Origin of the sequence: Streptomyces sp. N50 (assembly GCF_033335955.1) — a bacterium.
In the GTDB taxonomy this organism is placed as follows: Bacteria; Actinomycetota; Actinomycetes; order Streptomycetales; family Streptomycetaceae; genus Streptomyces.
The window spans coordinates 3,202,714-3,214,974 of the sequence record NZ_CP137549.1; the positions used below are offsets into that span (position 1 = coordinate 3,202,714).

Genomic DNA, 12,261 nt, shown 5'->3' on the forward strand with positions numbered 1-12,261 from the left:
ACCCTGGTCCGAAGCACCCCTCCGGACCAGGTAGTATTTTTCTCGTCGCCCTCCGCGAGACTCAGATCCAGCGGAAGGCGTGAGTCACGCGCCGCTAGCTCAGTTGGTTAGAGCAGCTGACTCTTAATCAGCGGGTCCGGGGTTCGAGTCCCTGGCGGCGCACAGATGAAGGGCCCCTCGTTCCGACGAGGGGCCCTTCGGCGTCCTCGGGGGTAAGTGGTCGATAGGCCGCCTCCCCCGGCGGCCGCCACCACACCGGATCGGCGCACACGACCCCCTCCCGCCGCAGCCCCGCCCGATGGATCTTGTTCGTCGCGGTCACCGGCATCCGCTCCACCACCCGCACGAACCTCGGCGCCATCTTCGTCCCCAGATCGGGCTGGGCCAGCAGGAACTCGGCGAAGTCAAGAGGGTCGAAGGTCCCGGCGACCGTCGCCATGACCTGGTCGCCGGTGACCGGGTCCGGTACCGCGTAGACCGCCACGGCGTCGGCGCCCTCGTAGCGGGCGAGGATGTTCTCGATCATCGCGGCGGCGAGGTTCTCGCTGTCGACGCGGAGGCGGTCGTCGGTGCGGCCGGCGAAGTAGAGGTAGCCGTCGGGGTCGCGGTAGAAGAGGTCGCCGGTCCAGTACCAGCCCTCGCGGCGCCGCTCGGCGTCCGCCTCCGGGTTGCGCCAGTACCCCTCGAAGGGGTTGGCCCCGCGGTTCACCAACTCCCCTATCGCCTCTTCCCCGTTGAGCAGCCGGCCGGCCGAGTCGAAGGTCGCGGGCGGGCACTCCGCCCGCGTCTCCGGATCGAGTACGGCGAGCCCGGGCGCCGCCCGCCCGACCGCCCCGGCCGGTGTCCCCGGCGACCACTGCACCGCCGCCCCGCCCTCCGAGGACCCGTACCCCTCCACCAGCCGCACCCCGAACCGCCGCTCGAACGCCGCCGCGTCCACCGCCCCCGCCTCCGTGCCGAAGCCCATGCGCAGCGGGTTGTCCCGGTCGTCGACACGTTCGCCGGTCGCCAGGATGTACTGCACGGCACGGCCGACATAGGTGAAGTACGTGGCCCCGTAAGCCCGTACGTCGTCCAGGAACCCCGACGCCGAGAACCGCCGCCGCAGCGCCACCCCCGCCCCGGCCGCCAACGCCGGTGCCCAGTCGGCGATCACCGCGTTGCCGTGGAACATCGGCATGCAGATGTAGTGCACGTCGTCCGGGAGGACCCCGAAGCTGTCGACCAGTGAGCGTCCCGCTGCCGCCAACCGGCCCTGCGTGCAGATCGCGGCCTTCGGGGCGCCGGTGGAACCGGAGGTGAAGTAGAGCAGGACGCGGTCGTCGGGGGTGGCTCGGGAGAAGGCGGACGGGTGCGCGTCCGCGTAGGGGGCGAGCAGGTCGTCGTAGGCCTGAGTGTCCGTCACCAGGAGTCGTACGCCGGTGAGTTGGAGGTCGGCGAGGAGTGGGAGGTGGGCGCGCTCGGTGACCAGGACCCGGCACTCGGTGTGCAAGATGTCCCGGGCCAGTTCGGGGCCTCGGCGGGTGGGGTTGATGCCGGCGACGGCCGCGCCCGCGAGGGCCGCCGCGCTCAACCACAGGGGATATTCAGGGGTGTTGTCGAGCAGGACGCCCACGTGGGGCTCGGCGCCGGGTGGGAGCAGGTCCGCCAGGAGTGCCGCTCTGGCGGCGGCGCCGGACGCCATCTCGTGGTGGGTGAGCACCTGTTGCCCGCACCACAGCCCGGGGCGGTGGTCGCCCCACCGTGCCTGCACGAGTTCCGCGACGGTCGTACGCCTGCTGGACTCCATGGAGGCGCAGGGTAGTTGACGTTCCGTCAGATATGGAGACTACGAGCCCATGAAGTCGAACATCTTGTGGGCCACGAGGATGAAGACGACGCAGAAGGCGACGATCACACCGAAGAACACCAGCGCGCAGCCCGCGCCCGCCGCCAGCTTCCCGCGGGACGGGGCGTGCGCGGTGGCCCGCTCGGGGTGGTCGGCCGTGTAGTGCACGGTGACGATGTCGCCCTCCAGGGTCGTCCCCGGCCCGTTCCGCTCCTCGAACCTGACCGTGCGGCCCTCGCGGGTCGTGAACTCGTAGACGTGGTGCAGCGTCGTCGACACCATGGTGTCCCCTGCGCCGCCGCTGGTCGTCGTGTACGTCCGCAGACAGCGGGCCTCGGCCGTGAGTCCGCTGCTCCAGGCGCTGTTGACCTGGCGCGAGCGGCGGATCACGCCGGTGGCTGCGAACACCACGATGGCGATGATGAACAGCGGCGCGATGTAGAACAGCGCTTCCATGGTGTCCCCCGAGGTCAAGTACCGCTTGGTGGAGGGAACCTACCCCCGGGGGATGCCGGACTGTCTCAAGCAATGCTCAGAACCTCGTACTCAGAACGTCAACGTCAGAACGTGACGTCCGAGCAGGAGTAGAACGCGTTGGTCGTGTCCGCAATCGTCCACACCGCGACGATCACGTGGTGGCCGGAGAGGCCGGACGGGAGCGTGCCGGTGTGGGAGATGGTGGACGACGAGGGGCGCTGGCCGTTGTAGGGGACGGTGAGGAACGGGGTGGTGTTGAGGTCCGAGCGGGCCAGGTTGTGGTTCTGGTTCCAACCCGCCTTGGTGACGTAGTACTTGAAGTCCGTCGTCGCGTGGATCGCCGTGAACTGCCAGCGGAACGTGTACGACTGACCACCCGTCACCTTCGTCGTCGGCCAGGCGGCGCCCGACGGGGCCTTCGGTGCGCTGAGTTGGGCGAAGCGGCTGATTCCGCCGTTGCAGATCTGGCCGTCGGCGGGGCCGGCCGCCGGGAAGCCCTTGGGGCCCTCGACGCTCTGCGGCTCGTACTGGATGTCACCGCAGTTCGTCACCGTGCCGTTGGCACAGAGCTTCTGCCTGCTGATGGGGAGGTCGGTGTAGCCGTGGCTGCTCGCGGCCCCGGACGAGAGCACGATGGCCCCGGCCGTGGTGAGCCCGAGCACGCCCGCGTACCACTTGGTCTTTTTGCGCATGCTGCCGCTCCTGGAGAACGTGTGGGGAGTTCCGTGAGCCGTGCAGGTCTAGACCAAGTCCCAGATTATTGCCCTTACTTGACCGTGTCCATACCGCTCACGGCGCGGCTTCTCCCCGTCTCACGGCGCGGCTTCTCCCCGTCTCACGGCGCGGCTTCTCCCCGTCCCGAGCAGAACGCGACCGTCAAGTCCTTCACCAGCGCCCGGCGTTCGTAGTCGTCCAGCTCCACCAGACCCCGCATGGTCAGCCGGGTCACCGTGTCCTCCACGGAGTCGACCACCGACGTGAGCATCGTCGCCCGCTGCTGCGCGTCCAGCGCGGCGATACGGCGGCGGGTCATCGCGGCGGCCACCTCCGGGGCGTACTCGACCCGCACCGGCCGTACCGAGAACACCTCGATGCCGACCGGCGCCGAGTCCGCCGCGACCAGCCGGGTCAGCGCGTCGACGGCCAGGTCGGCCGCACCCTTCGCGCCCCCGCCCGGCGGTTCCACCGGCACCAGGGCCAGCGCCGCCTCCACGCACTCGCGCAGATACGTCTCGTGGTCCTCGACCCCGAGCGTGGCCCGCGCGGTGTCCCGCACCCGCCACACCACCAGCGTCACGACCCGCAGCGCGACCCCGTTCGCGTCGGCCCCCGGCATCGGCTCACTGCGCCAGTGCCGCAGCCGTACGTCGACCCGGCGGCGCAGCAGCAACGGGTTGACCCACATCAGCCCGGTGCGCCGGACGGTCCCCCGGTAGCGGCCGAACAGGCCGAGCACCCAGGCCCGTCCGGTACGGCCCCGGGCCAGCCCCCCGAAGCCGAACAGCCCGAGCGCGCCGGCCCCGGCGTACGCGGCCCACTGCGCGGGGCCGAGTCCGGCACCGGCGTAGAACGGCAGTCGTAGCGCCTCGGTCGCGAGCGGGGGCAGGACGCCCGCCCACCACGAGGTGGCGAGGCAGCCGGCCAGTCCGCAGGAACCGGCGAGCACGCCCGCCGTGCCGGGCAGCACCCGGGCCGGGCGCTCCACCAGGTCGGGGTCGACCTCCGGAGCCGGGCGCGGCTTGGCCGGGACCGGGCGGCGGAAGCGGGGCTGCTCGCCGGTGCCCTGCCGACGCGCGACGACGGCCGGCTTGAGCGGTACCGAGACCGGGTCGGGGTCGTCGCGGAACAGCAGGTGGACGGGGATCTCGGTGGTCGCCTCGTTCTGGATGAGCCGCGCGGGACGGGTCGGTCCCTCGGGCGGCCCCTCGTTCTCGGGCGTCTGTGAAGTGGTCGTCGTACTCATAGGTGCCTCCAGCCTCCGCGCCAGATGCGTCACAACGGATGGTGATGTGCGTGATTACGAGAAGAGGCGGCGCCAGGTCTCCGGGCCCGGGTAGCCGTCCGCCGCGCCGCCGCGCCAGCCCTGGGCGCGCTGGAAGGCCTCGACGTTGCGCCGGTCCGGCTCGCCCCAGCGCGGTCCCGGGCCCGTCGTGTAGTACTTGCCGAAGCCCTTCTTGACCAGCTGCTTTCCCAGTTCGGTGACGTACTTGTTGGTCGCGCCGAGGCGGAACATGGCCTTGCCCGGGTAGCCGGGCACGCCGTGGGAGGAGGGTGCCGGCGGGCCCGCCGCTCCCACGGCCGCCGTGCCGCCGACGTTCTTGCCCTTGCCGGTGACGAGCAGTTGCCAGGTCTGCGGGCCGGGCAGGCCGTCCGCGTCCGCGCCGGTCCAGCCCTGGGCGAGCTGGAACGCCTGGGTGGCCCGCCGGTCCGCGTCCGACCAGCGCGGGCCCGGACCCGAGGTGTAGTACGAGCCCGCGCCCCGGGCGACGAGCATCGTGCCGAGCTGGGTGACGTACTGGTTGTTGGCGCCGGGGCCGAAAGACGCCGCTCCCGGGTACGGCGTATTCGCCTTGCCGGCGTCCACCGGGGTCACCGGAACCGCGGGGGTCACGGGGGTCACCCCTTCCGTACCGCCCGTCACGCCCTTGTAGCGGTAGGGCACATAGCTGTCCGAGTGGCTCCAGTAGGCGTACGGCGTGGACTGGCGGCGGGCGTGCGAGGGGGTCTCCTCCAGGGCGATGTAGTAGGTGTGCGTGTAGTCGGCCCAGCCGCCGAAAATGACGACGTGCGAGCCTTTCTCGGGGTTCGCGAGATTGTGGAACAGGAGAATGTCGCCGGGCTCCAGTTCGTCCTTGGTAATACGCACCCCGTACTGGTCGAGACTCCCGGTCCATTCGTTCCCCGGCAGTCCCCAGGCCATCGAGACGAACCCCGAGCAGTCCTGCCGGTAACCGTCCGACCAGTACGCGTTCATGCTGTACGGCACCTGCGCCGCGATCCAGGTCTTGGCCCGATTGATGATCTCCGCGCGGGTGGTCGTGGGCGCCTTGACCGCACCGGCCGGCTTCGCCGGTTTCCCGCTCGGGCCGTGCAGCGGGGCCTTGCCGCCCTGCGGGGTCGCGGGTTCGTCACCCGTGTCACCTGCGGGAACGCCGGGGCGGGCCGGAGCGTGGGGAGCGGCAGCGGCCGGTACGGCGTGCCCGGCGGCGAGGGTGGCGGACGCCGCGGCCGCCACGAGGAGGACCCGCTGGGCGGCGGGGTGGCCGCCGGTGCGGCCGGTCGGGGAATGCGGCTGGAGGCGCCGCCGGTCAGCACATCCGGGGCAGTCGCAATCGCTCGCGGGATCGAATTCCTCGAATACCGGAGTCTCCATGCGACGCCCCTCACACTCCAGGTGGAAATATCCGCGCTCGTGCACATCCGCCAGCTTCTCAACTGTCTTCCGGACTCGCATGTTGACGGTCCGAATGATGTACAGAGGCCGACCGGGACCCGTCCGGGGGTGGTCGGGAGCACCCCCGGGCATCCGGTAGAGTTGTGCAGGTCAACACGCGCGCCGCTAGCTCAGTTGGTTAGAGCAGCTGACTCTTAATCAGCGGGTCCGGGGTTCGAGTCCCTGGCGGCGCACAGACAGCGAGGCCCTCCGCGATGCGGGGGGCCTTTCGCATGGGCGGAGACAGTCGCGTGGACGGAACATCCGTGCGGGCGGAACACAGCTCACCCCCCGTTTGGCCGGATACCCTCTGGCCATGACAGCCCGTGACCTGCAGGAGCGGATCAAGAAGCTCATCCTCGACCGTCGGCTGTCCTCCGGGGCCCCGCTGCCGACCGAGCCCGAGCTGATGGTGTTTCTCGGTGCGAGCCGGAACTCGGTGCGCGAGGCGCTCAAGGCGCTGCAGGCGATGGGGATCGTCGAGATCCGGCACGGCTTCGGGACGTACGTCGGCCCGATGTCGCTCGCGCCGATGGTCGAGGGGCTCGCGTTCCGCACGGTCGTCGGGCACTACCGCGGCGAGGACAGCCTGCTGCAGCTGCTCGAACTGCGGGAGGCGGTGGAGTCGGGGCTCGTCGCCCGGCTCGCGGGGCGGCTGCCCGAGCGGGACCTCGTCGAACTCGACGCGCTGGTACGGCAGATGGAGCGGGAGGCCGCCGAGGGGATCGGGCTCGCGGCCACCGACCGCGCCTTTCACGCGACCCTGTACCGGGGTCTGGACAACGCGCTGCTGAGCGAGGTCCTGGAGGCGTTCTGGGACGCCTTCCACCGCGTGCACACCGATCTCGCGGCCGGCCCGCAGGACCCCGGGGTCACCTGCCGCCAGCACCGGGCGATCCTCGACGCGGTCCGGTCCGGGGATGCGAAACGTGCCGAGAACGCCATAAGAGAGCACTTCGACAACGTGCGCACAAGACTGTCCACAACGGCTCCACATGATCCCCACACGCGCCCCAATGAACGCGTATGACCGGTTAACACCGCGTTTCGTGTCTTGCGATCAAGCTGAGCACCGTAGAACCCTGGTTTCGAAGATACTGCCGGTACACGGCAGTTGAGGGGATACGTACGGAACCGGTCGCGCGGTTTCGCGGGGAGGAGGGGCCCCGCGCTGGAACAGATGTCGGAGGGGGCATCGCGCAACCGGCCGGTCGCGGTCGCACATCTCTGTGAGTGGACTGTGTGGTGACTGCGGCACCACCGACACGCCCGTCGAGGGTCGAGGGGGACGCCGACGGGCGGCCTGGACAAACAGACACGCGCGTTCTCGCGTGTGGGGGATGACTCATGACGTCGACGCCGACGGGCGCCCGGCACAATCTAGACCCGTCACAAACACAAACAACCGAGCTCAGAGTCCCGGGACACCGGACCGCCGGTCTCCACCGGATGAAGAGCACACTTCCTAGATACGACTACGAGCACTACAGCCGCCTGGCGGGACCCCTCACGCAGCCCGAGCCGGGCAAGCCGTACAAGGTCCAGTACCGGTCGCTGCTGTCGCAGGAGACGCACCGCCTGCGCGCCGCCCTCATGCTGGGCGCGGCGCCGCTGCTCTCCCTGATCCTGCTGGGCTGGCTGATGCAGCCCGAGCACTGGACCCAACGCGACTATCCCGCCTACGACTTCCTGCCCGCGCTGGACATCGTGATGCTGGTCGCGATCGGCCTGATCGAGTTCTTCCGCTGCATGAACGTGCTGTCCAACGCGCACGCCACGCTGGTCGCCCGCGACCCGGTCCCGGTGGTGCCCCAGACCGGCACGAGAGTCGCCTTCATCACGACGTTCGTGCCCGGCAAGGAGCCCCTGGAGATGGTCACCAAGACCTTGGAGGCGGCCGTACGGCTGCGCCACCGGGGGCTGTTGCATGTGTGGCTGCTGGACGAGGGCGACGACCCCGAGGTCAAGGCGGTGTGCGGGCGGCTCGGCGTACATCACTTCACCCGCAAGGGAGTTGAGAAGTGGAACCGCCCCAAGGGCGCGCACCGGGCCAAGACCAAGCACGGCAACTACAACGCCTGGCTGGAGGCGCACGGCGACGCGTACGACTACTTCGCCTCCGTCGACACCGACCATGTGCCGCTGCCCAACTACCTGGAGCGGATGCTGGGTTTCTTCCGCGACCCGGACGTCGGCTTCGTCATCGGCCCCCAGGTGTACGGCAATTACGAGGGCCCGGTCACCAAGGCGGCCGAGTCGCAGCAGTTCCTCTTCCACGCGCTGATCCAGCGGGCCGGCAACCGCTACGGCTCGCCGATGTTCGTCGGCACGTCGAACGCCGTACGGATCACGGCACTTCGGCAGATCGGCGGCCTGTACGACTCGATCACCGAGGACATGGCGACCGGCTTCGAGATGCACCGGGCGAAGAACCCGGTCACCGGGAAGAAGTGGAAGTCGGTCTACACGCCGGACGTGCTCGCGGTCGGCGAGGGGCCCAGCGCCTGGACGGACTTCTTCACGCAGCAACTCCGGTGGTCGCGGGGGACGTACGAGACGATCCTCAAGCAGTACTGGAAGGGCTTCTTCTCGATGCCTCCGGGGAAGTTCTTCAACTACACGATGATGATCATCTTCTACCCGATGTCGGCCCTCAACTGGATACTGGCGGCGCTGAGTTGCGCCCTGTTCCTGGGGATGGGCGCCTCGGGCGTGAACATCGACCCGACGGTGTGGCTGATGCTCTACGGCAATGCGTCCGCGCTGCAGATCGGGCTGTACATCTGGAACCGGCGGCACAACGTCTCGCCGCACGAGCCGGAGGGGTCGGGCGGGGTCGCGGGCATGGTGATGTCGGCGCTGTCGGCGCCGATATACGCGCGCTCGCTGCTGGACGCCGTGCTGCGCCGCAAGAGCGGGTTCGTGGTCACGCCCAAGGGTGACTCGGCCAGCCCCGACACGCTGTTCGGGACGTTCCGGGTGCACTGGTTCTTCATCCTGATCTTCGCCGGGTCGCTGGTGGCGGGGTTCGAGAACGGGCACTCCCATCCGGCGATGATCACCTGGGCGACGTTCGCGCTGCTGATCACCGCGTCGCCGATCCTGGCGTGGCGGTACATGCTGCGGCAGGAGCGGAAGAGGCCTCCCGTCGTCCCCGCCGCCCCCACCGTCCCGCAGCAGAAGCCCAGTTGGGCGGCCTCCGGCGGCACGGGCGAGCAGACCATGCAGATCGCGCTCGGTGGGGCGGGGGGTCGTAAGGAATGAAGGAAGCCGGCCGGCGCCGTGCCCGTCGACTCGCGATCAGCACGGTGGTCGTACTCGCCCTGGCCGGGATGAACGGGCCCTGGCTGTACAGATTCGGGACCGAGAGATACCACCAGTACGTCATCAACAAGCCCGAGTACAAGGCCGACAACGGGCATTGGGACATCATCCAGTTCCCCAAGGAGTACCGGCAGGACACCATTCACGCGGTGCTGCTGCACACCGGGAAGGTGCTGCTCGTCGCGGGCTCGGGGAACAACCAGGACAACTTCAACGCGAAGAAGTTCGAGTCGCGGATCTGGGACCCGGTGAAGGGGACCATCAAGAAGGTACCGACCCCTGCCGATCTGTTCTGCACGGGGCACACCCAACTCGCCAACGGGAACATCCTCATCGCGGGCGGCACCAAGAAGTACGAGAAGCTGAAGGGGGACGTCAAGAAGGCGGGTGGCGTCATGATTCTCTACAACGAGAATCCCGACAAGCCGATGACGTTGCCTCAGGGGACGAGGTTCACGGGTAAGGCGAACGGCAAGTCGTTCGTGTCGACCGATTCGGCGCTGATCCCGCGTGCGACCAAGGTGTTCGACAAGAACACCGGCAAGTTCCTGCGGAACAACCCCGGTTACGCCCGGGTCGTCGTCGAGGCACCGAAGGAAGGCACCAAGTACGAGACCGGGGCCCAGGACAACTACCGGATCCAGGGGTTGACCGGCGCCGACGAGCGCAACACGTACGGCATCGGGAACAAGTTCGGGCTGGACAAGCGGGACTTCGAGGGGATCAAGAACGCGTACGAGTTCGATCCGGTCGCCGAGAAGTACATCAAGGTCGATCCGATGAACGAGGCTCGGTGGTATCCGACGTTGACGACCTTGAGCGATGGGAAAGTGCTCAGTGTCTCCGGGCTCGATGACATCGGGCAGTTGGTGCCGGGGAAGAACGAGGTCTTTGATCCGGCGACGAAGAAGTGGACGTACACGAAGACCAAGCGGCAGTTTCCTACGTATCCCGCGCTGTTCCTGATGGAGAACGGGAAGTTGTTCTACTCGGGGTCCAACGCGGGGTACGGGCCGGCCAACGTGGGGCGGGATCCGGGTATTTGGGACGTCGACACCAACTCGTTCACCAAGGTGCCGGGGATCAGTGATCCGAACATGCTGGAGACCTCGGCGACCGTGTTGTTGGCGCCGGCTCAGGACGAGAAGTACATGGTCATTGGGGGTGGGGGTGTTGGGGAGTCCAAGCTCTCCACCAACAAGACGCGGCTCGTCGATCTGAAGGACGCCGATCCCAAGTTCGTGGACGGGCCCTCGTTGGAGAAGGGGACCCGGTATCCGCAGACCTCGATCCTGCCTGATGACACGGTGCTGGTGTCGGGTGGGTCCGAGGATTATCGGGGACGTGGTGAGTCCGATATTTTGCAGGCTCGGCTGTATCACCCGGATACGAACACGTTCGAGGAGGTCGCCGATCCGCTGGTCGGGCGGAACTATCACTCCGGGTCGATTCTGTTGCCGGACGGGCGGGTGATGTTCTTCGGGTCGAATCCGTTGTATGCGGACAAGGCGGATACGAAGCCGGGGGTTTTTGAGCAGCGGATCGAGATTTATACGCCGCCGTATCTTTACCGGGATTCTCGGCCAGATCTTTCTGGGGGGCCGGGGGCTATCGCTCGGGGGGCTTCGGGGACGTTCGTCTCGGCGCATGCTTCTTCGATCAAGAAGGTGCGGTTGATTCGGCCCAGTGCGTCTACGCATGTGACGGATGTTGATCAGCGGTCTGTTGCCCTGGACTTCAAGACTGCTGGGGACAAGGTCACGGTTACTGTGCCGGGGGATCGGAATCTGGTGCAGTCGGGGTGGTACATGCTGTTTGTGGATGATGATCAGGGGACGCCTAGTAAGGCGGTGTGGGTGAAGGTGCCGTAGAGGTCGTTATTTGGGTGCGGGTGCGTGGGGGCTGGTCGCGCAGTTCCCCGCGCCCCTAAAAACAGGGGCGTTGTGGCTGGTCGCGCCCACGCGGCGGAGCCGCAAATCAATACAGCCCCGCACCCCTAAAAACAGGGGCGTTGTGCCTGGTCGCGCCCACGCGGCGGAGCCGCAAATCAATACAGCCCCGCACCCCTAAAAACAGGGGCGTTGTGCCTGGTCGCGCCCACGCGGCGGAGCCGCAAATCGATACAGCCCCGCGCCCCTTAGGGGGTTGAGGCTTGCGCTAGTTTCAAAGCGTAGGTTGGCCACCAATCGCCCGCCTTGGGGCCGCCCTTGCACTCGCCGTCCGACTCACCCGGGCGTTTGATCCACAAGTAGGCGTCCACCAGGGGGTCTGCGGTCTTCGTTGTGGGGGTTTCGCCCAGGGCTCGGCCCGGGGGGTTGCACCAGTTCTCGTCTGGGTCGCCGGACGTGTAGGGGCCGTTGCCGTTGCGGCTGGTGTCGATGACGAAGTGTTTGTTGCCGACTTTGGACGAGAGTTGCTTGCCGTAGGCGATGGAGTCCTTGGTGGAGTAGAAGTTGGAGACGTTGACCGCGAAGCCGTCGGCCTTGGCGATGCCTGCTCGTTCGAGGGGCTGGTAGATCTCGTCGGGGTGGCCCCAGCCCGCGTTTCCGGCGTCCAGGTAGACCTTCGTGTTCTTCAGGGACTTGAGCTTGGTGATCGCGTAGGCGAGCAAGTCGTAGCGCTCCGCCTGGAATTGGGGCGGAGTGCAGCCGTCCACCAGGTGGAGGAGGGCGTCCGGTTCCAGGATCAGCGTCGCCGAGCGGGTCGCGATGCCCTGGGCCACCGCGTCGATCCACGCCCGGTACGCGTCGCCGTCGCCCGCGCCGCCCTGGGAGTACTGGCCGCAGTCGCGGTGCGGGATGTTGTAGAGGACCAGGAGGGCGGTGCGGCCGGCCTGGTCGGCAGCCTCGGTGAAGCCCTGGGCCTCCGCCTTGGGGTTCTCCGCGCCGATCCATTCGCCGGTGGGTTGTTCCGCGATCTTTCTGATCTGCTCGGCTTCCGCCGTCTTGCCCGCGTCGACGTAAGTGGCCAGCTGGCGGGCCGCGTTGGTGTCCGGGTTGACCCAGATCGGGTCGGATCCGTCGGGCTGTTGGGTGACCTTCGCGTTCACGTCGGGTTTCCCGTCTCCGTCCCCGGAGGAGGAGCACCCCGCCATCAGCAGTGCCGCCCCCAGGACCAGCGCCGACGTCCGTGTGCCGAAGGAGACCGGGGTCCCCTGGCTGCCGTACATCCAACTCCCCCTTGGCTGTACCGATCCAAG

The 12,261-nt window shown here is 68.1% G+C and carries 9 protein-coding genes and 2 tRNA genes; 5 read left to right on the forward strand and 6 right to left on the reverse strand.

Going from position 1 to position 12,261, the window contains the following annotated elements:
• Positions 1-88 precede the first annotated feature (88 nt).
• Positions 89-162, forward strand: a tRNA-Lys gene (locus R2B38_RS13985).
• Here the strand turns inward: R2B38_RS13985 and R2B38_RS13990 are convergent.
• From R2B38_RS13990 to R2B38_RS14010, 5 genes are all read right to left on the reverse strand, one after another.
• Positions 128-1,789 (reverse strand): long-chain-fatty-acid--CoA ligase, encoded by a 1,662-nt coding sequence (locus tag R2B38_RS13990; protein ID WP_318016531.1) that lies wholly within the window; start codon positions 1,787-1,789, stop codon positions 128-130. The two genes, R2B38_RS13985 and R2B38_RS13990, sit on opposite strands and share 35 nt — an antisense overlap.
• 39 nt (positions 1,790-1,828) lie before the next feature.
• The gene (locus tag R2B38_RS13995) at positions 1,829-2,284 is read right to left on the reverse strand and encodes a DUF3592 domain-containing protein (protein WP_318016532.1); all 456 of its coding nucleotides are present in this window, start codon (positions 2,282-2,284) and stop codon (positions 1,829-1,831) included.
• A 104-nt stretch (positions 2,285-2,388) separates the two neighbouring features.
• Positions 2,389-2,997 carry a lytic polysaccharide monooxygenase gene (locus tag R2B38_RS14000; RefSeq protein WP_033283790.1) on the reverse strand — a complete coding sequence of 203 codons (609 nt, stop codon included), beginning with the start codon at positions 2,995-2,997 and terminating at the stop codon, positions 2,389-2,391.
• A 143-nt stretch (positions 2,998-3,140) separates the two neighbouring features.
• On the reverse strand, positions 3,141-4,268 hold the full coding sequence (locus R2B38_RS14005) for an SPFH domain-containing protein (RefSeq protein WP_318016533.1): 1,128 nt from the start codon (positions 4,266-4,268) through the stop codon (positions 3,141-3,143).
• A gap of 54 nt (positions 4,269-4,322) precedes the next feature.
• Positions 4,323-5,678, reverse strand: coding sequence for a peptidoglycan-binding protein (locus R2B38_RS14010; protein ID WP_318016534.1), 1,356 nt, complete (start codon positions 5,676-5,678; stop codon positions 4,323-4,325).
• A 180-nt stretch (positions 5,679-5,858) separates the two neighbouring features.
• Here R2B38_RS14010 and R2B38_RS14015 point away from each other — a divergent pair.
• The 4 genes from R2B38_RS14015 to R2B38_RS14030 all read left to right on the forward strand — a co-directional run bounded on the left by R2B38_RS14015 (position 5,859) and on the right by R2B38_RS14030 (position 10,933).
• Positions 5,859-5,932: transfer RNA gene (locus tag R2B38_RS14015), tRNA-Lys, on the forward strand.
• A gap of 122 nt (positions 5,933-6,054) precedes the next feature.
• Complete coding sequence (locus R2B38_RS14020) at positions 6,055-6,768, forward strand: FadR/GntR family transcriptional regulator (RefSeq protein ID WP_033283787.1); 714 nt, start codon at positions 6,055-6,057, stop codon at positions 6,766-6,768.
• A 317-nt stretch (positions 6,769-7,085) separates the two neighbouring features.
• Positions 7,086-9,002 carry a glycosyltransferase family 2 protein gene (locus R2B38_RS14025; protein WP_318016535.1) on the forward strand — a complete coding sequence of 639 codons (1,917 nt, stop codon included), beginning with the start codon at positions 7,086-7,088 and terminating at the stop codon, positions 9,000-9,002.
• A complete protein-coding gene (locus R2B38_RS14030; protein ID WP_318016536.1) occupies positions 8,999-10,933 on the forward strand; it encodes a kelch motif-containing protein in 1,935 nt (644 codons plus the stop codon). The genes R2B38_RS14025 and R2B38_RS14030 overlap by 4 nt, the downstream gene beginning before the upstream one ends.
• Before the next feature lie 266 nt (positions 10,934-11,199).
• Here R2B38_RS14030 and R2B38_RS14035 read toward each other — a convergent pair whose 3' ends face one another.
• Entirely contained in the window at positions 11,200-12,231 is a 1,032-nt protein-coding gene (locus R2B38_RS14035) for a glycoside hydrolase family 6 protein (RefSeq protein ID WP_318016537.1), read from the reverse strand.
• Between the last annotated feature and the right edge of the window lie 30 nt (positions 12,232-12,261).

Coding starts and splice junctions, on each gene's coding strand:
- R2B38_RS13990 (WP_318016531.1), bottom strand. CDS start 1,789: ATGGAGTCCAGCAGGCGTACGACCGTCGCGGAACTCGTGCAGGCACGG.
- R2B38_RS13995 (WP_318016532.1), bottom strand. CDS start 2,284: ATGGAAGCGCTGTTCTACATCGCGCCGCTGTTCATCATCGCCATCGTG.
- R2B38_RS14000 (WP_033283790.1), bottom strand. CDS start 2,997: ATGCGCAAAAAGACCAAGTGGTACGCGGGCGTGCTCGGGCTCACCACG.
- R2B38_RS14005 (WP_318016533.1), bottom strand. CDS start 4,268: ATGAGTACGACGACCACTTCACAGACGCCCGAGAACGAGGGGCCGCCC.
- R2B38_RS14010 (WP_318016534.1), bottom strand. CDS start 5,678: ATGGAGACTCCGGTATTCGAGGAATTCGATCCCGCGAGCGATTGCGAC.
- R2B38_RS14020 (WP_033283787.1), top strand. CDS start 6,055: ATGACAGCCCGTGACCTGCAGGAGCGGATCAAGAAGCTCATCCTCGAC.
- R2B38_RS14025 (WP_318016535.1), top strand. CDS start 7,086: ATGACGTCGACGCCGACGGGCGCCCGGCACAATCTAGACCCGTCACAA.
- R2B38_RS14030 (WP_318016536.1), top strand. CDS start 8,999: ATGAAGGAAGCCGGCCGGCGCCGTGCCCGTCGACTCGCGATCAGCACG.
- R2B38_RS14035 (WP_318016537.1), bottom strand. CDS start 12,231: ATGTACGGCAGCCAGGGGACCCCGGTCTCCTTCGGCACACGGACGTCG.